At 71.1% G+C, this 16,782-nt stretch carries 16 protein-coding genes; 9 read left to right on the top strand and 7 right to left on the bottom strand.

Annotated elements, in window-relative coordinates:
* From ACZ7PG_RS14025 to tsaE, 4 genes are read left to right on the top strand one after another with little or no spacing between them, the layout of a single operon-like run.
* Complete coding sequence (locus ACZ7PG_RS14025; RefSeq protein WP_470239478.1) at nt 1-1,089, top strand: ABC transporter ATP-binding protein; 1,089 nt, start codon at nt 1-3, stop codon at nt 1,087-1,089.
* Between the two features lie 29 nt (nt 1,090-1,118).
* Nucleotides 1,119-2,234: an alanine racemase gene (gene alr, locus ACZ7PG_RS14020; RefSeq protein WP_470239477.1), complete on the top strand. Its 1,116-nt coding sequence runs from the start codon at nt 1,119-1,121 to the stop codon at nt 2,232-2,234.
* The gene (locus tag ACZ7PG_RS14015) at nt 2,231-3,328 is read left to right on the top strand and encodes an alpha/beta fold hydrolase (RefSeq protein WP_470239476.1); all 1,098 of its coding nucleotides are present in this window, start codon (nt 2,231-2,233) and stop codon (nt 3,326-3,328) included. The genes alr and ACZ7PG_RS14015 overlap by 4 nt, the downstream gene beginning before the upstream one ends.
* A complete protein-coding gene (gene tsaE, locus ACZ7PG_RS14010) occupies nt 3,325-3,789 on the top strand; it encodes a tRNA (adenosine(37)-N6)-threonylcarbamoyltransferase complex ATPase subunit type 1 TsaE (RefSeq protein ID WP_470239475.1) in 465 nt (154 codons plus the stop codon). Before ACZ7PG_RS14015 ends, tsaE begins: the two co-directional genes overlap by 4 nt.
* A gap of 49 nt (nt 3,790-3,838) precedes the next feature.
* Here the strand turns inward: tsaE and ACZ7PG_RS14005 are convergent, their stop codons facing one another.
* The 3 genes from ACZ7PG_RS14005 to ACZ7PG_RS13995 form a co-directional block, all read right to left on the bottom strand.
* Nucleotides 3,839-4,801: a serine hydrolase gene (locus tag ACZ7PG_RS14005; RefSeq protein ID WP_470240757.1), complete on the bottom strand. Its 963-nt coding sequence runs from the start codon at nt 4,799-4,801 to the stop codon at nt 3,839-3,841.
* Nucleotides 4,802-4,911: 110 nt separating this feature from the next.
* The gene (locus tag ACZ7PG_RS14000) at nt 4,912-6,243 is read right to left on the bottom strand and encodes a carboxyl transferase domain-containing protein (RefSeq protein WP_470239474.1); all 1,332 of its coding nucleotides are present in this window, start codon (nt 6,241-6,243) and stop codon (nt 4,912-4,914) included.
* Entirely contained in the window at nt 6,236-7,660 is a 1,425-nt protein-coding gene (locus tag ACZ7PG_RS13995; protein ID WP_470240756.1) for an acyl-CoA synthetase, read from the bottom strand. Before ACZ7PG_RS13995 ends, ACZ7PG_RS14000 begins: the two co-directional genes overlap by 8 nt.
* Before the next feature lie 99 nt (nt 7,661-7,759).
* On the opposite strand from ACZ7PG_RS13995, the gene tsaB reads away from it, so the two are divergent.
* Genes tsaB through tsaD form a run of 3 tightly spaced genes read left to right on the top strand, consistent with a single transcriptional unit; the run spans nt 7,760 to nt 9,947 of the window.
* Nucleotides 7,760-8,425 (top strand): tRNA (adenosine(37)-N6)-threonylcarbamoyltransferase complex dimerization subunit type 1 TsaB, encoded by a 666-nt coding sequence (gene tsaB / locus ACZ7PG_RS13990; RefSeq protein WP_470239473.1) that lies wholly within the window; start codon nt 7,760-7,762, stop codon nt 8,423-8,425.
* Nucleotides 8,422-8,901: a ribosomal protein S18-alanine N-acetyltransferase gene (gene rimI, locus ACZ7PG_RS13985; RefSeq protein WP_470239472.1), complete on the top strand. Its 480-nt coding sequence runs from the start codon at nt 8,422-8,424 to the stop codon at nt 8,899-8,901. Before tsaB ends, rimI begins: the two co-directional genes overlap by 4 nt.
* Nucleotides 8,901-9,947 carry a tRNA (adenosine(37)-N6)-threonylcarbamoyltransferase complex transferase subunit TsaD gene (gene tsaD, locus ACZ7PG_RS13980; protein ID WP_470239471.1) on the top strand — a complete coding sequence of 349 codons (1,047 nt, stop codon included), beginning with the start codon at nt 8,901-8,903 and terminating at the stop codon, nt 9,945-9,947. Before rimI ends, tsaD begins: the two co-directional genes overlap by 1 nt.
* A gap of 150 nt (nt 9,948-10,097) precedes the next feature.
* Here the strand turns inward: tsaD and wecB are convergent, their stop codons facing one another.
* The 3 genes from wecB to ACZ7PG_RS13965 all read right to left on the bottom strand — a co-directional run bounded on the left by wecB (nt 10,098) and on the right by ACZ7PG_RS13965 (nt 12,395).
* Nucleotides 10,098-11,249 (bottom strand): non-hydrolyzing UDP-N-acetylglucosamine 2-epimerase, encoded by a 1,152-nt coding sequence (wecB, locus tag ACZ7PG_RS13975; protein ID WP_470240755.1) that lies wholly within the window; start codon nt 11,247-11,249, stop codon nt 10,098-10,100.
* 187 nt (nt 11,250-11,436) lie between these two features.
* Entirely contained in the window at nt 11,437-11,616 is a 180-nt protein-coding gene (locus ACZ7PG_RS13970) for an LPXTG cell wall anchor domain-containing protein (RefSeq protein ID WP_284745445.1), read from the bottom strand.
* 11 nt (nt 11,617-11,627) lie between these two features.
* The gene (locus tag ACZ7PG_RS13965) at nt 11,628-12,395 is read right to left on the bottom strand and encodes a choice-of-anchor P family protein (RefSeq protein ID WP_470239470.1); all 768 of its coding nucleotides are present in this window, start codon (nt 12,393-12,395) and stop codon (nt 11,628-11,630) included.
* Between the two features lie 259 nt (nt 12,396-12,654).
* On the opposite strand from ACZ7PG_RS13965, the gene xrtP reads away from it, so the two are divergent.
* Both xrtP and ACZ7PG_RS13955 read left to right on the top strand, forming a co-directional pair.
* A complete protein-coding gene (xrtP, locus tag ACZ7PG_RS13960) occupies nt 12,655-13,164 on the top strand; it encodes an exosortase P (protein WP_470240754.1) in 510 nt (169 codons plus the stop codon).
* Nucleotides 13,161-14,537 carry a glycosyltransferase family 2 protein gene (locus ACZ7PG_RS13955; RefSeq protein WP_470239469.1) on the top strand — a complete coding sequence of 459 codons (1,377 nt, stop codon included), beginning with the start codon at nt 13,161-13,163 and terminating at the stop codon, nt 14,535-14,537. Before xrtP ends, ACZ7PG_RS13955 begins: the two co-directional genes overlap by 4 nt.
* Nucleotides 14,538-14,556: 19 nt before the next feature.
* On the opposite strand, the gene ACZ7PG_RS13950 is transcribed toward ACZ7PG_RS13955, so the two are convergent.
* Entirely contained in the window at nt 14,557-16,428 is a 1,872-nt protein-coding gene (locus ACZ7PG_RS13950; RefSeq protein WP_470239468.1) for an N-acetylmuramoyl-L-alanine amidase, read from the bottom strand.
* Nucleotides 16,429-16,782: the final 354 nt, after the last annotated feature.

The following is a 16,782-nucleotide window of genomic DNA, read 5'->3' as shown; positions in this document are numbered from 1 at the left end:
ATGGCTTCCATCACCTACGACAAGGCGACCCGGCGTTACCCGGGTTCGGAGCGCCCCGCGGTCGACGCGCTGGACCTGGAGATCGCCGACGGCGAGTTCCTGGTGCTGGTCGGCCCGTCCGGCTGCGGCAAGTCGACCAGCCTGCGGATGCTCGCCGGCCTCGAGGACATCGACGACGGCGCCGTCTGGATCGGCGACCGCGACGTGACCCAGCTGCCGCCGCGTTCGCGCGACATCGCGATGGTGTTCCAGAACTACGCGCTGTACCCGCACATGACGGTCGCGCAGAACATGGGCTTCGCGCTGAAGATCGCCGGGCGCCCCGCGTCCGAGATCAAGCAGAAGGTCCTCGAGGCCGCGAAGCTGCTCGACATCGTGGACTACCTCGACCGCAAGCCGAAGGCGCTCTCCGGTGGTCAGCGCCAGCGCGTCGCGATGGGCCGCGCGATCGTCCGCGAGCCGCAGGTCTTCCTGATGGACGAGCCGCTGTCGAACCTCGACGCGAAGCTGCGCGTCTCGACGCGTACGCAGATCGCCGCGCTCCAGCGCCGTCTCGGCGTCACGACGGTCTACGTCACGCACGACCAGGTCGAGGCCATGACGATGGGTGACCGCGTCGCGGTGCTCTCGGACGGCCTGCTCATGCAGTGCGACACCCCGCGCGCGCTGTACGACCGGCCCGCAAACGCTTTCGTCGCCGGGTTCATCGGCTCGCCGGCGATGAACCTCGTCACCGCGAAGCTGACGGCGGACGGCGCCGAGGTCGGTGGCGCGCGCGTGCCGCTGACCCGCGAGACCATCGCGGCGGCCGACGGCGACACCGTGACCCTCGGCTTCCGGCCGGAGGCCCTCGAGGTCGCCACCGGTGAAGGCACCCTGCCGATCAAGGTGGAGCTGGTCGAGGAGCTCGGCTCGGACGCCTACGTCTACGGCAAGCTCGCCGAGACCGACGCGGCCGACAACAAGTCGAACGTCGTCGCCCGGGTCGACCCGCGCACGCCGCCCGCCATGGGCGACACGCTCAACCTGCGGATCCGTCCCGACGAGCTGCACGTGTTCTCCGCCACGTCCGGGTTGCGCCTGCCCTGACCTCGGGTCATGGGAAACTGGAGGGCGCTATGACCTCCAGTTTCCCCAGGGCCCAGGTCGACATCGACCTCGACGCGATCCGCCACAACCTCAGCCTGCTGGGCGCCCGCGCGCCCGGCTCCGAGGTGATGGCGGTGGTGAAGGCCGACGCCTACGGCCACGGCGCGCTGCCGGTGGCGCGCGCCGCGGTCGAGGCCGGGGCGAGCTGGCTCGGCACCTGCTCGCTCGGCGAGGCTCTGGCTCTGCGCGAAGCCGGGATCACGACCCGGCTGTTCAGCTGGCTGGACACCCTGGACGTCGACTTCGCGGCCGGCCTCGAGGCGGACATCGACGTCGCCGCCAGCTCGCTGGGTGAGCTACGCCGCATCGCCGACGCCGCGAAACCGGGTACCCGGGCCCGTGTGCACCTCAAGATCGACACCGGGCTTTCGCGCAACGGCTGCCCGCCCGCCCGCTGGGCCGAGCTGGTCTCCGCCGCCGCGGCCGAACCGCGGGTCGAGGTCGTCGCGATCTGGTCCCACCTCGCGTGCGCGGACGAGCCGGACCACCCGGCGACCGACATGCAGGCCAAGCGGTTCGCCGAGGCCTACGACGCCGCTCGCGCCGCCGGGCTCGACCCGAAGCGGCACCTGGCGAACTCCGCGGCCCTGCTCACCCGGCCGGACCTGCACTTCGACGTCGTCCGGCCCGGCATCGCGATGTACGGGCTCAACCCGGTGCCGAAGGCCGAAGACCTGCGGCCGGCCATGACGTTCCGGTCCGCGGTCGCGCTGGTCAAGCGCGTCGAAGCCGGCGAATCGGTGTCCTACGGGCACACCTGGACGGCGTCGCGCGACACGAACCTGGCGCTCGTGCCGGCCGGGTACGCCGACGGTGTGCCGCGGTCGCTGTCCGGGCGGATGGACGTCTGGCTCGGCGGGCAGCGGCGGCCGGTGGCCGGGCGGGTCTGCATGGACCAGCTGGTCGTCGACTGCGGTGACGACGAGCCGTCCGTCGGCGACGAGGTCGTCCTGTTCGGCGCCGGGACGCACGGCGAGCCGACAGCCCGCGAATGGGCCGACAAGCTGGGCACCATCGACTACGAGATCGTCACCTCGATGTACCGCCCGCGGGTGCGGCGCCGGTATCTGGGAGAGCGCTCGTGACACCTTCACGTCGACTGCTGGCCATCGCCGGCGGGGTCGGGGCCATCGCCACCGGGACTGCCGCCGCCGCAATCGTCGCCGCGCAGCAACGGCGGCACAGTGAGGATCCGTACGTGGACGAGCCGCTGGGGGAGCTGAAGCCGGACCGTACTTACACGGTCGCGGCCGACGACGGCACGCCGCTTTCGGTCGAGGAGATCGACCCGGGGGACGGCGGCAAACCCGAACTGACTGTCGTGGGGGTGCACGGCTTCGCGCTTTCGCGTCGCTGCTGGCACTTCCAGCGTCGCGACCTGGCCTCCCTGAGGCTGCCTCGTGTGCGTCAGGTGTACTACGACCACCGCGGCCACGGTCTGTCCGGTGCGGCGTCCGCGGAGAATTCGACGATCGAGCAGCTGGCGCGCGACCTCGACGTCGTGCTGCGGTCCGTGGTGCCGGACGGGCCCATCGTGCTGATGGGGCACTCGATGGGCGGCATGGTGATCATGGAGCTGGCCGCCGAGTTCCCCGAGCTGTTCGAAGAGCGGGTCGAAGGCGTCGCGTTCATCGCGACCGCGGCCGGCGAAGTGGGCGCACGCGGGTTGCCGCGGTCGCTGCTCTCGAAGTACAACCCGCTGACGCGCGCCGCCGGCGGTCTCGCCGGCTGGCAGCCGGGGCTGGTCGAGTTCGTCCGCGCCGCGGGCGGGCAGCTGACGCGCCAAGCCGTGCGGCGCCTGGCTTTCGGCAGCCGCGACGTCGCCCCGAGGCTCGTCGACTTCATGCTCGAAATGCTCGAGGTGACGCCGGTCCGCGGGCTCGTCAACTTCGTCGACACACTCGGCAGCCACAACCGGTACGCGGCGCTGGCTGGGCTGAAGCACGCGGAAGTGCTGGTCATCGGTGGTGACTCGGACCGGTTCACGCCGTTCTCGCACGCCGAGCGGATCGCCTCCGAGCTGCCCGACGCGGAGCTGGTGCGCGTCCGCGGCGCCGGGCACATGGTGGTGCTCGAGCAGCCCGAGCTGGTGAACAGCCATCTGATAGATCTCCTGCAACGCTGTTCCGGTGTGGACGGCGTGCTTTCGGCACAGCGAAACTGGTGGTGGCAGCGTTGACGTTGGTGTTCCCGACGCCCGAAGACACGATGGAGTTCGGCCGGTCCCTGGGCCGTTCCCTGCGCGCGGGTGACCTGGTCCTGCTCGCGGGACCCCTTGGCGCGGGCAAGACGACGCTGACCCGCGGCATCGCGGACGGCCTCGGCGTCGGCGGCCGGGTGAGCTCGCCGACGTTCGTGCTGGCCCGCGTCCACCCGGCGGGCGCGTCCGGAGTGCCGTTGGTGCACGTGGACGCGTATCGCCTCGGCGGCGACCTGTCCCAGCTGGACGACCTGGACCTGGACACGGACCTGGAACGCTCGGCGATCGTGGTCGAGTGGGGCGAGGGTTCGGCGGAACGCCTGTCGGCCGACTACCTGGTGGTGCGGCTGGACCGGCGCGAGGACGACGTGCGCGAGGTCGTCCTCGAACCGCACGGCATCTGGGCCGACCGGACTCCGGAGCTCGCCAAGACCTCGTGAGTGAGAAACAGTGTTCTAACCCTGTTTCCCACTCACGAGGTAGCTGCGGTCAGCCGCCGTTGTACTGCTGGTAGGCCGGTGCCCGGAACGTCCTGGTGCCGGCGCCCGCGATCTTGTCGACCGCGCGCAGGAACTTCGGCCCCATCTTCGCGCTGGCCTGCCGGACCGGGTGCGTGGCCCCGAAGTCCTCCGGGTTCGCCTGGCCGTGCGCGAACATCGAGTAGATCACCACCGGCTTGCCCGCGGCGTCGAACATGATCCCCGCCTCGTTGCGGCCGTCGTTCAACCAGCCCGCCTTCGTGGCGATCCTCGCCCGGTCGACGGACGACATCTCACGGCGGATGCCGTCGGTGAACGCCACCTGCGACCGCAGGATGGACAGCAGGTAGTCCGTCGATGCCGGGCTCAGCAATGTGCCCGCGACCAGCGCCTTCAGCAGGTCGTGGGTCTCGCGCGGAGTGGTTTGGCCGAGGAAGTAGCGGTTCGGGTTGGCGACCGGCGTGACCTGGGTCTTGGGGAAGCCCTTGGTCACCAGGATCTGGTTGATCTCGGCCGCCGGAACCACGAGCCCCACCAGCCGGACGCACGTGTCGTCCGAAACAGTGAGGAACAGCGACAGGACATGGCCCAGCGTGAACGCGCTCGGGTATGCCTTGTCCAGGATGATGATGCCGTCACCACCCGGCACGACGATGCTCTCCGGCACCTGGACCTGCTGGTCCAGGGTGAGCAGGCCGCGGTCGATCTTGTCCATCAAGGTGACCGCGACGGCCACCTTGTTGACGCTGTACGCCTCGACGATCTCGTCGGACGCCACGTCGACGGCGGCCTCGTCGGCCACGCTGATGTAGGAGTTCCAGATGCCGCCTGCCTCAGCGGCCGCGGTGTCGTAGACGCGCTTCACCTTCTGCCTGGCCCGGTCCGGTGTGGCCGGGCTGGCCTCGATGTCTGCTTCCTGCGCGTACGCGGGAGAGCCGGCCAGAATGCTTCCAGCGGCGACGGCGGTCCCCAAACCGAACGCCGCCCGCCTGTTGAGTCGATACCCCATCACAAGATCCAACCACGGATGGACCCGCCGGTGGCACAAAGCTCGCCAAGCGGTCGTGAGTGAGAAACAGTGTTCTAACCCTGTTTCTCACTCACGACCGCGCGGGCGACCCCGAGGTCCACCAGGTCCTGGGGCCGCAGGTGCAGCTGGTCGGCCAGCTCCGGCACCTCCGAAGCCGGGCGCTTCAGGATCGCCGCCGCGGCTTCCGGGGACGTCACCGAGAAGTACGCGTCCGGCGTCACCCACGTCGACCCCTGTGCCGCGAACGCCAGTGCTCCGCCCGAGCCGCCCTCGCCGATCACCAAGGTCGTCACCGGGATCGACGCCGTCGCGACCGCCTCGAACATCGCCGCGATCGCGCCGCCCGCGCCCGCCTGCTCCGCCGCCGCGTCGTTCGCCGCGCCCGGGGTGTCGACCAGGGTCAGCACCGGGATGCCCAGCCGGGAAGCCAGCTTGACCAGCCGCGCCGCTGTCCGGAAGCCCGCGGGCAACGTCGGGGTGCCGCACTGGGCCGCGTAGGCGATCGTCCGGCCGTCGCGCCAGCCGAAGCCGCACGCGACGCCGTCGTCGACACCGCCGGCCCGGTCACCGCTCACGTCCGAGCGCCAGTCGAAGTACGCGTCGAGGTACTCCACGGCTCGCGGCCGGCGCGGGGAACGTGCCGCCGCCACGGCTTCCCAGCCCGTTTCGGGAAGGGAAGCCTGCCGCAAAGCCGAAGGCGGGGGAGCCGCCGCCGACGAATGAGCCGTCAGCAGCCGCAGCCACCGTTCCAACGTCGCGCCGAGTTCGTCGGGCGACACCAGAGCGTCGACCTGGCCCCACTCGTACTTGGCCTCCGCCGTGTACGCCTCCGGCGAACCGGCCGGCCGCACCCGCGAGCCCGCGAAGCCGACCTGAGCCTCCGGCAGCGCGAGGATGACGTCGGCGCCCGCGCCGAGCGTCGCCCAGCCGCCGCCGGTCGTCGGGTCGCGCAGCACCGAGATCTGGGGAATGCCCGAAGCCCGCGTCAGCGCGGACGCCCGGGCCACCCGCTGCAGCTGCATCAACGCGCGCATGCCCTGCTGCATGCGGCTGCCGCCGGTCGAAACCAGCGAGACCACCGGCAGCCGCGCGTCCCGCGCGTGCGCGAACGCCGCCTCGATCCGGTCGCCGGTGCGCTGCCCGAGCGACCCGCCGAGGAACCCGAACTCGAACGCGATCAGCACGGCCTCGACGTCGCCGATCTTCGCCGTCCCGCAGACGACCGACTCCTTCTCGCCGGTGCGTTCTTCGGCGGCGGAGCGGGCTTCGCGGTAGCCGGGCCAGTGGATCGGACCGTCGGCCGGCTCGTCGCGCAACGGCGTGGGGAACTCCTCGAAGCCGTTGGCGATCGCGCCGACGACCTCGCGCGCGGGCTGCCTAGTCACCGAGCGCTCGCTTCAGGACCTTGCCCATGTCGTTGCGCGGCAACGCGTCCAGGTACCGGACGACCCGCGGCCGCTTGTGCGGCGCGAGCAGCTTCGCGACGTGGTCGGCGAGTTCGTCGGCCGCCGGCGGTTCCCCGGACGGCACGATCCACGCGACGATCCGCTCGCCGAGGTCGTCGTCCGGCTCGCCGGTGACGGCCGCCTCCGCGACGCCGGGGTGCTCGAGCAGCGCGTTTTCGATCTCGCCGGCGCCGATCTTGTAGCCGCCGCTCTTGATCAGGTCGGTCGCCTTGCGCCCGACGATCTGCACGTAGCCGTCGGAGTCGCGGGTGGCCACGTCGCCGGTGCGGAACCAGTCGCCGTCGAACGCGGCCGCCGTCGCGTCCGGGCGGTTGAGGTACTCGGTGAACAGGTTGGGCCCGCGCACCTGGATCTCGCCGACTTCGCCGACCCCGTCGAGCGCCTCACCGGCTTCGCCGACCAGCCTGAGTTCGACGCCCCGCAACGGGACGCCGACCGTGCCGGGCTTGCGTTCGCCGTCCGCGCGGACGCTGGTGTTCATCAGCGTCTCGGTCATCCCGTAGCGCTCGACGACCTGCTGGCCGGTCGCCGCGGTGATCCGCTGGTGGTCGTGCACCGGCAGCGCCGCGGACCCGGACACGAGCAGGCGCGCGCCACGCAGTGCGTCCGCGAGCGCGGTGTCCGTTCCGACCTCGCCGGCGATCCGGTGGTACATCGTCGGGACGCCGAACAGCATCGTGGCGCCGGCCGACAGCTCGCGCGCGACGCCCTCGGTCGAGAAGCGGCCGAGGTGGTGCACCGAGCCGCCGCGGCGCAGCGGGCCGAGGATGCCGAGGATCAGGCCGTGCACGTGGAACAGCGGGAGCCCGTGCACGAGGACGTCGTCCGCGGTCCAGCCCCAGGCGTCCTCGAGGGCGTCGAGGGTGGTCGCGATCGAACGGCGGGGGAGGACAACGCCCTTCGGCGGGCCGGTGGTACCCGACGTGTAGACGATCAGCGCGGGCGTCTCGGGGTCGGGTTCGTCCGCGAGCGACGTCTTCTCGCCGGTCAGCGGGATGTCACGGCGGGGCAGCCCGGCCAGGCCCGCGGGCAGCTCGACGCCCGGTTCGGCCAGCACGAGCTGCGGTTCGCTGTCGGCGAGGATGTGCGCCAGCTCGCGCTCGCCGATCTTCGGGTTGAGGGGCACGGCCGGGACGCCGGCGAGCAGCGCGGCGACGACGGCGACGCTCGTGTGGAGGGTCGGGGTCGCCCAGACCGCGACGCGGCCGCGTGGCAGCTCGCGGGCCAGGCTGCCGGCGACCGCAGCGAGCTCGTCGTAGGTGAGAGCCTGATCGCCGAACCGGAGGGCGTCCTTGCCCGAATCCGACAAGAGGGTGGGGAACAACGGGTCGGGCACCGCGGGGACCTCCCAGAGTCGCACTCGCTCCGCACGTTACCGTGCGGATCAGTCCCCTGCAGCAAGCGGCCGAAGACCCTGGTCGTACGCTTGCTTACCGTGTTGGTACTGGCGATCGATACCTCGACCCCGGCGGTCACCGCGGGCGTCGTCGAGGTGGACGGCGACGAGGTCCGGACGCGCGGCGAGCGCGTCACCGTCGACCCCCGCGCCCACGGCGAACTGATCATGCCGCACGCGCTGGCCTCCGCCGAGGCCGCCGGAGTGTCCCTCAAGGACCTCGACGCGATCGTCGTCGGCGTCGGTCCCGGCCCGTTCACCGGCCTGCGCGCCGGGATGGCCACCGCCGCCGCGCTCGGGCACGCCCTCGGCCTCCCCGTGTACCCGGTCTGCAGCCTCGACGCGCTCGCCGCCGACGTCGTCCGGAGCGACAGCGCTTTCCTCGTCCTCACCGACGCCCGCCGCCGCGAGGTCTACTGGGCCGCCTACGACGCCGCCGGGAACCGCACCGACGGCCCGCACGTCCAGCGCCCCGCCGAACTGGAAACCGGCATCGAGGTCGCGGCCGGCGACGGCGCGGTGCTGTACGCCGCCGCGCTCGGGGTCCAGCCGATCGAGCCGCGCTTCCCGTCGCCCGCCGGCCTGGTGAAGGCCGCCCGGACCGCGTTGCTGGCGAAGGAAACGCCCGAACCACTGACACCTCTGTACCTGCGCCGTCCCGACGCCGCGGAGCCCACCGCGCCCAAACGGGTGACCACGCCGTGAGACTCGAGCCACTGCGCCGCCGGGACATCGCCCGGTGCGTCGAGATCGAGCAGATCCTCTTCCCCGGCGACGACCCGTGGAGCTCCCGCGCCTTCCACTCCGAGCTGGACATGGGCAACTTCTACCTCGCCGCGCGCCCGGACGAGACCGACGAGCTGCTCGGGTACGCCGGGCTGGCCGTCGTCGGCCGGCGCCGCGGCGAGTACGAGGCGACCGTGCACACCATCGGCGTCGCGCCCGAATACCAGGGCCAGGGCATCGGCAAGGCACTGCTGCGCGCCCTGCTCGTGCGCGCCGACGAGTTCGAGGCGCCGGTGTTCCTCGAGGTCCGCACCGACAACGAGACGGCCCTCGCGCTGTACGAGAGTCACGGCTTCGAACGGCTCGGCATCCGGAAGCGCTATTACCAGCCCTCCGGCGCCGACGCGTACACGATGGTCCGCCCGGCGCGGACGCGAGACGAGGTAGCACGCTGATGTCACGCATCATCATGGGCATCGAGAGCTCGTGCGACGAGACCGGCGTCGGCCTGGTCCGCCTGCACGACGACGGCACGGTCGAGCTGCTCGCCGACGAGGTCGCCTCCAGCGTCGAGCAGCACGCCCGCTTCGGCGGCGTGGTGCCCGAGGTCGCGAGCCGGGCGCACCTCGAAGCGATGGTCCCGACGACGTCCCGCGCCTTCGAGAAGGCCGGGCTCACACTGTCCGATGTGGACGCCATCGCCGTGACGGCCGGGCCGGGCCTGGCGGGCGCGCTGCTCGTCGGCGTCTCCGCGGCGAAGGCGTACGCGACGGCGCTGGACGTGCCGCTCTACGGCGTCAACCACCTGGCCGGGCACATCGCGGTGGACACGCTGCAGCACGGGCCGTTGCCGACGCCGTGCCTGGCGCTGCTGGTTTCCGGCGGGCACACCCAGCTGCTGCGCGTTGACGACATCGCGTCGGAGATCACCGAGCTGGGGTCCACTGTGGACGATGCGGCGGGCGAGGCGTACGACAAGGTCGCGCGTGTGCTCGGCCTGCCGTACCCGGGCGGTCCGCCGATCGACAAGGCGGCCAAGAACGGCAATCCCGCCGCGATCGCGTTCCCGCGGGGGATGACTGGCCCGCGCGACGCGAAGTTCGACTTCTCTTTCTCCGGCTTGAAGACGTCGGTGGCGCGCTGGGTCGAGGGTGCGGCGCGGCGCGGGGAAGAGATCCCGGTGGACGATGTCGCGGCGTCGTTCCAGGAGGCTGTTGCGGACGTGCTGACCAAGAAGGCGATCCGGGCGGCCCAGGAGCAGGGGATTGGCACTATCGTGATTTCCGGTGGTGTGGCGGCTAACTCGCGGCTGTCGTCGCTGGCGGCTGAGCGCTGTGCCGCGGCTGGGATCGAGCTGCGGGTGCCGCGGCCCAGGCTGTGTACGGACAATGGGGCGATGATCGCTGCGCTGGGTGCGCATGTGGTGGCGGCGAAGCGTCCGACAGCGGCGCTGGACTTCAGTGCTAACCCGGCGTTGCCGGTGAACGTGGTGTCGCTCTAGGGTCGTTCGCCACCCCGACGCCTGATTGTGACTACGGCCGGCGGCACCGGGTCAAGGCGGGAAAGATGCCTTGACCCGGCGTCGCCGGCCGTGTTCTGGCTTCGGATCGGGGTTGCGGGGGGTGTGGGTCCCGTTCTTCCGGGGCGCGTGTTACGAAGCCGCGGCGTGTTTGTGTGCCGGGGAGCCCACGCCCAGCAGTTCCTCTATTGCCGCTACCGCCAGGGTTGCCGCATCGCCTTCGCCGTATGGGTTTCCCACCTGTGCTGGCCGTAGCTCGCCGCTCAGTAGACGTGCCGCTGTGTCGGCGATTCGCTCCGTGTCCGTTCCCACCAGCCATGCGCACCCTGCCTCCACGACCTCCACCCGCTCGGTGACGTCGCGTAGGACCAGCACCGGCGTGCCGAACGTCGGTGCCTCCTCCTGGATGCCGCCCGAATCCGTCAGCACCAGTGATGCCAGGCGCAGTGCGCGGACCAGGTCCGGGTACTCCAGCGGGTCCGTCACCGTTACGCGCGGCAGGCCGCCCAATGCCGCGTCGACCTGGGCGCGGACCTGGGGGTTCGGGTGGGCCGGGAACAGTACCTGCACGTCCGGGTGCTCGGCCACGATCAGCTGCACCGCGGCCAGCGTGCGCTCCAGGGGCTCGCCCCACGACTCGCGGCGGTGCGACGTCACCAGCACCAGCCGCTCGCCCGCCTCCGCGATCTCCATCTCCAGTAGCGCCAGCGCCGTGTCGCGCGCCGGGAGGTCGCGCGCCGCGATCTCCAGCACCGCGTCGACGACCGTGTTGCCCGTGACCGCGATCCGCTGGCGCGCGACGCCTTCCGAGCGCAGTTCGGCCGCCGCGCCGAGTGTCGGCGCCAGGTGCAGCGCGGCCAGCCGGGACACCATCTGCCGCGCGCCCTCCTCCGGGAACGGCGCCGTGAGGTCGTGCGTGCGCAGCCCGGCTTCCAGGTGCACCACCGGGATGCCCAGCCAGAACGCGGCCAGCGCGCCGGCGAGGGTCGTCGTGGTGTCGCCCTGGACGACGAGCGCGGCCGGCGAGAACCGGCGCAGCACGTCGTCGAGCGCGGGCAGCAGGCCGGCGACGAGCTCCGCCTGACCGCCGGTCACGCGCGGCGGCACGTCCAGCCACGCGTCCGCGACCAGGCCGAACGGCGACAGGGCCTGCTCGACCATGCCCGCGTGCTGCCCGCTGTGGACCAGGATCGGCCGCAACGCGGGGTGCGCGTCGAGCGCCAGCGCCAGCGGCGCGAGCTTCAGCGCTTCCGGCCGCGTCCCGGCCAGCAACATCACATCCACCCCGCGGTGCCCTTTCTCCACATCGTCCAGTGTCCAGGAAATCGTTGACAACGGGGCCGCCGGCGTGCGAGGGGCACACGCCGACGGCCCGGTTCTCAGTGAGGCTTGTTCAGCCGTCGCCCGCCGCACGGCAAACCTGCCCACCGCCGTTTCCGCGCGGGAAGCGGCGGGCTGACCAGAACAAGCCTCAGTCCCGCGCCCGGGAGAGGCGACGGTTGCGGCGGTGGACGGCGATCAGCGCGACGGTCCCGAGCAGGACCAGGAGCACGCCGACGGCCAGCCACCACCCGACGTCGGCACCGGTGGCGGCGAGGGTGCCCACCCCGCCACCGGCCACGCCGACGCCCGCACCCGGCATCTTGTACATCCGGGCCTCACTCAGGCCTGGGTCGCGCGACGGCGGTAGATGCGCGTGCCGACCGGCAGGGCGATGGCGCCGAGCAGGCCGAGCCCGATCCACAGGCCCGCGCCGGACGCCAGCGGGATCGGCGGCGCGGCCGGGCCGCAGGTCGCCGACGAGACGATGACGTCGCCCGAGCCGAGCGCGCCGACGACCCCGCCGAGCAGCTTCACGTGGAGAGCGTTGACCGTGAGGCTGCCGTCGTCGTTCTTGATCTGCTCGTTGAGGATGATCGTCGCGACGTTGACCAGGCCGACGGCCACCTTGATCTGGGTGTTCGGCGCCGGGTTGGCGTCGACCGCGCCGATGCTGCCGAGCTTCGCGTCGGCCAGCGTGCTGCTGCCCTTGACGCCTTCCTGGGTGGCGGTGCACACGGCTTCGACCGTCTTGACGCCGACGTTGCCCAGTGCGGCCTTGAGCAGCGGCAGGCCGACGTCGGCGGTGGTCGCCTTCGCCGTCACCGCGCCGGAGTTGTCGTCTCGCTTGGCTTCGGTGGTGATCACGCCGGCGGTCAGGATGCCGGCCGCGGTGGCGCTCGCCACGGTGCTCGTCGTCGGGCCCGCGGTGCTGGCGGCCGCGAGCGGACCCACCTTCACCGCGGGCTGGCCGAGCAGCGTCACGTCGACCTTGACGCCGTACGCGGAACCGTCGCCGGGCGCGGCCGAAGCGGGCGCCGCGCCGGCGAGCACAACGCTCGCCACGACCGCGGCGAGCAGTCCGCCACGGCGTACGAGGGAGCTCTTCATCAACTGATCCTCCGATTTCGGTGAGGTCTCGAAGATTTCGCAAATCGACTATCGCCAAGCGCGGTCCGAATAGCACACAAAATTTCCCGTATCACCGCATCGGGTATTCTCCGGGACTGTTTCCGCAGGTCGTCGTCGAGGTCACCCGGACGGCCTAGCAAGTTCACGGTTGATGCTGCCGAATGGCCGCTTGGACCAAGTTCGACGAATCGACCCCGAGAGGACCTTCGTGGCCGTAGCGAGCGCTCCGAACTCAGGCATGACACGGTTTCCGCTGGTCATCGCGCTCGGCGCGCTGGCCGCCGCGGGGGTCGCGGTGGTGCTGGCCGAGCGGTTCTACCGCGAACTGGAAGTGCGTCTCGCCGGCGCCATCCTCGACGTCATCACTACATCGGGTGTTTATGTCGCGCCCGATCGGGAGTCCGTTTACTTTGGGTTGAGCAGTGCTACTCCATTGGGGTTGAGAATGACCCCGGAATGCTCTTCGGCGTTCCTTTTGCTGCCCCTGCTCGTTGTGACCATGGCCATGTTGTACTTCCGGCCCGCCAATGCGAAGCGGCTCTTCTTTTCCCTCGGCATTTCCGCGCTCGTCGTCGTGCTGGCGAACCAGCTGCGCATTCTGACGATCGTCGGGCTGGTGCACGAGTACGGCACGGACGAGGGCTACTACTGGGGCCACACGCTGCTCGGCTCGATGGTCAGCGTGTTCGGCGGCGCCGTCTCGCTCGTCCTGTTCGTCTGGCTGGCCACCCGGAAGAAGAAGGCATGAGCGTCAAGGTCCTGCTGGCGATCACGCAGGCGTTCGCGCTCACGATGAGCGTGGCGTTCCTGGTGTACGTGGTCTTGATCGTCGTGCCGTACCTGCGCCGCAAGCCGGCCCCGGTGGGCGACCCGGCGGACTTCACGTGGCACTTCTTCGTGCCGTGCCGCGACGAGGAGTCGGTCATCCGCGAGACCGTGCGCTACCTGCGCACGACGTTCCGCAAGGCGCACGTCTGGGTCGTCGACGACGACTCCGACGACCGCACGGCCCGCGTCGTCCGGATGCTGTGGCGGCGCCACGGCGGTCCCGACCCGTACCTGCACCTCGTGCCGCGCGTGCGGCCCGAGGCCCGGACCGGCAAGGGTGACGCGCTCAACGCCGCCTACCGGGCGCTCAACGAGTGGATGGGCACGGAGACGGCCCGCGACGACGTCGTCGTAGTGGTGGTCGACGCTGACGGCCGCCCGGCCCCGAACTGCCTGGAGGTCTGCGCGGCGGACCACCTCTTCGGCGACGCGGGGATCGGCGCGGTCCAGCTCGACGTGTGGATGAGCAACGTCGCGACGCCGCCGCCGACGCGCAACCCCGTCGGCCGCTGGTTCGGCCTGAAGCTCGCGCAGCTGCAGGACCTCGAGTTCCGCACGGCGATCGCGGCGATCCAGACGTCCCGCGGCTTCACCGGCACGATCTCCATGGGCGGCAACGGCCAGTTCACCCGGCTCACCGCGCTCGACTCGATCGCCGGTTCCGACGAACAGCCGTGGCGCGGGTCATTGCTGGAGGACTTCGAGCTCGGCGTCCACCTGCTGACGGAAGGCTGGCGCACCGGGTTCACGCCGGATTCCCATGTGGCGCAGGAAGGTCTGTACAGCCTGCGGCGGTTCCTGGTGCAGCGCACGAGGTGGGGCCAGGGCACCATGCAGTGCGCCCGCTACCTGCGGCGGATCTGGGACTCGCCGCACGTCAGCACGCTCGGCGCGGCGGAGATGATGTACTACCTGGCCCAGCCGTGGCTGCAGCTGCTCGGCTCGCTGCTGTACCCGATCCCGTTCATCCTGCTGATCGCGAGCACGGCGGGCGATCCGGCGCAGATGTGGGCGTGGTTCACCGGCGGCGCGTGGATCCTCTTCGCCATCTACGGTTCGTTCGGGCTGCTGCCGTTCCTCGTCTGGGGGCCGATCTACCAGCTGAAGTGCTTGCGCAGCAAGAACATCCTGCGCGGGATCGGTCTCGGCTTCGCGTACGCGGCGTACATCTACACGTTCTACGTGACGTCCTGGCGCGCGTTGTTCCGGCTGGTCCGCGGCCGCAACGGCTGGGCGAAGACGCGCCGCAACACCGAACAGGCGGCCGGGGCGAAGGTCGCGCTCGACGCGTGAGCGCGACCTCCGCCACCGGTCAGAACGCCGGCAGGAGCCGGACGTCGTCCGCCTTGACGAACGCGATCCGGTGCCCGAACTGGATCTGGACGTACTTGAGCTTGCCCTTCACGACCACGTGGTCAGCGACGTCGAACGTCGTGGCCGAGTAGTACTCCGAGCCGACCGTCCCGGCCGAGGAGTACCGCTGCCCGGCCGCGAGCGTGTACGGCAGCGGCGTGATCGCCTGCACCGTCACGTTCGCCGGGTAGGCCTCGGGCTCGGGGTAGGCGCGCCCGTAGACCGGGATCGTCGCGAGGCCGGGCTTCGGCGTCACGACCAGGCCGATCGCGGGCTTGGCGACGCGGGCGTTGCGCGGGTTGTGGAACCAGCCCTTCTGCCCGAGGTACCAGACCGCCGTCCAGTCGCCGCGCACGTCGGCGACGGCGTACTGCTGCCCGGTCGCGACCCGGCTGCCGACGTCGGCGACGTCCATCGTGGACGCCGTGCCGTCGGTGTGGAGACCGGCGTCCTTCAGCAGCGGCGAAGCGTCATTCGGCTCGGAGTGCAGCACGACGGCCTCGGATCCCCGCGCCGCGCACGGGGTCCCGGGGCTGTCGCAGCCGGTGAAGATCGGCTGGTTCTTCGCGAAGTCCGGGTCGATGGTGACCAGCGACGAGCCGGGCAGCCCGAACCCGCCGAGCGGCGCGCCCAGCAGGTCGAAGTAGTGCGACCAGTCCCAGTAGGGGCCCGGGTCCCAGTGCATGCCCTTGATCGTCGACGGGATCGTGCCCGGCACGTTGTCGTGCCCGATGATGTGCGCCCGGTCGAGCGGGATGCCGTACTTGCGCGAGAGGTAGCCGACGAGCTTCGCGCTCGAGCGGTACATCGCTTCGGTGTACCAGGTGCCCTTCGCGGCGAAGCCCTCGTGCTCGATGCCGATGGACTTCGCGTTGACGTACCAGTTCCCGGCGTGCCAGGCGACGTCCTTGGTCGGCACGTGCTGCGCGATCAGGCCGTCGGCCGAGCGGATGGTGTAGTGCCAGCTCACGTACGTCGGGTCCTGGGCGAGGTCGAGGACGTTGTCCCAGTAGCCCTCGGTGTCGTGGATGACGATGTGGTCGATCTTCTGGCTGACCGGCCGGTTGGCGAGGTCGTGGTTGCCGTAGTCGTCGTTCGGCAGCTCCTGGTAGGGAGCGGGGACGGACTCACAGGCGACGGTCCGCGGGCACTCGACGTTCGCCGGGTTCCCGGCGTGCTGCGTGACGGCGACGTCCGGCGTCGCGGCCAGGCTGACCTGCTGGCCGTCGTCGGTGGTCCGGGAGATGCCGCTCTTGATGGTCTCGAAGACCTCGTCCGCGAAGGTCTGCGCGGCGGTCGTTTCGGTCGACCCGCTGTACTGCGCGACCGCGTCGTACCAGTCGGTCTTCCCGGCGTGGTACTTCGCGAGCAGCGCGGCCCCGCCCCGGATGTTCTGTGCGGGGTCGGTGCGGAGGGTCTCGGCTTGCTGGCCGGTGAGCTGCGCGGCTTCGTCGATCGTCTGCAGCCCCTGCGGCGGGGCGGCCGGGCCGGCCTTCGGGTGCAGCGCCGGCCGGGCGTCGTCGCCGCGCGGGTCTTCGGTGCCTTCGTCGTGGTGGCTGGTCGCGATGCCGGCTTCACGCAGGTCCGTGAGGTGCATCGGGCCGTAGCCGGCGGACGTGCTGGGCGTGCCGGCGTTGAAGTCCCAGCGGGACTCGAGGTAGGAGACGCCGAGGAGGACGTTCTCCGGGACGCCGAACTCGCTTGCCGCGGCGGCGAAGTCGCGTTGGCGGGTTTGGGTCGGGTCGGCTTGGGCGGGCGCGGCTGCCAAGCCGGTGAGGAGGGTGGCTGCGGCGAGGAGCGCGGCCGATCTCGGGAGGGGACGGGAGGACATGGGCATAAACCCCCAGGGTTCAGGTGCCAGACGGTGAGAACCTAACCAGAAACTCACGGTGGGGGTAGGGGCCATCCCTCGCTGCCCGAGCGTTCAACACCGGTCATCCGGCGTCAAGGGCGCCTTCGGCGTCGCTTCGCGATGAGCTTCGCTCACCCTTGACCCCGGCTGCCCGGTGCTGACTGCGGCAGGGACGAGGGGCGGGGCGGTGTAGGGCTTGCCGCCGGTCAGAGGGCTGCCGGGCTCGTTCGGGGCGGCCGTGGGGACCCTCCTTGCACGACTGGCACTCACGTGGCTAGAGTGCTAATCGCACGGCCCGACAGCCCCGGCACCCGCGACGGCGGGGGTGGTAGA

This window comes from Amycolatopsis sp. NPDC114504, assembly GCF_055633595.1.
Note: the sequence above shows the minus strand (reverse complement) of the source record. Positions and strands in the feature narration are given on the sequence as shown.

What these genes read in the sequence shown, in the direction of transcription:
- ACZ7PG_RS14025 (WP_470239478.1), top strand. Translation starts at nt 1, where the DNA reads ATGGCTTCCATCACCTACGACAAGGCGACCCGGCGTTACCCGGGTTCG.
- ACZ7PG_RS13955 (WP_470239469.1), top strand. Translation starts at nt 13,161, where the DNA reads ATGAGCGTCAAGGTCCTGCTGGCGATCACGCAGGCGTTCGCGCTCACG.
- xrtP (WP_470240754.1), top strand. Translation starts at nt 12,655, where the DNA reads ATGACACGGTTTCCGCTGGTCATCGCGCTCGGCGCGCTGGCCGCCGCG.
- ACZ7PG_RS13950 (WP_470239468.1), bottom strand. Translation starts at nt 16,428, where the DNA reads ATGTCCTCCCGTCCCCTCCCGAGATCGGCCGCGCTCCTCGCCGCAGCC.
- ACZ7PG_RS13970 (WP_284745445.1), bottom strand. Translation starts at nt 11,616, where the DNA reads ATGTACAAGATGCCGGGTGCGGGCGTCGGCGTGGCCGGTGGCGGGGTG.
- alr (WP_470239477.1), top strand. Translation starts at nt 1,119, where the DNA reads ATGACCTCCAGTTTCCCCAGGGCCCAGGTCGACATCGACCTCGACGCG.
- ACZ7PG_RS13965 (WP_470239470.1), bottom strand. Translation starts at nt 12,395, where the DNA reads ATGAAGAGCTCCCTCGTACGCCGTGGCGGACTGCTCGCCGCGGTCGTG.
- tsaD (WP_470239471.1), top strand. Translation starts at nt 8,901, where the DNA reads ATGTCACGCATCATCATGGGCATCGAGAGCTCGTGCGACGAGACCGGC.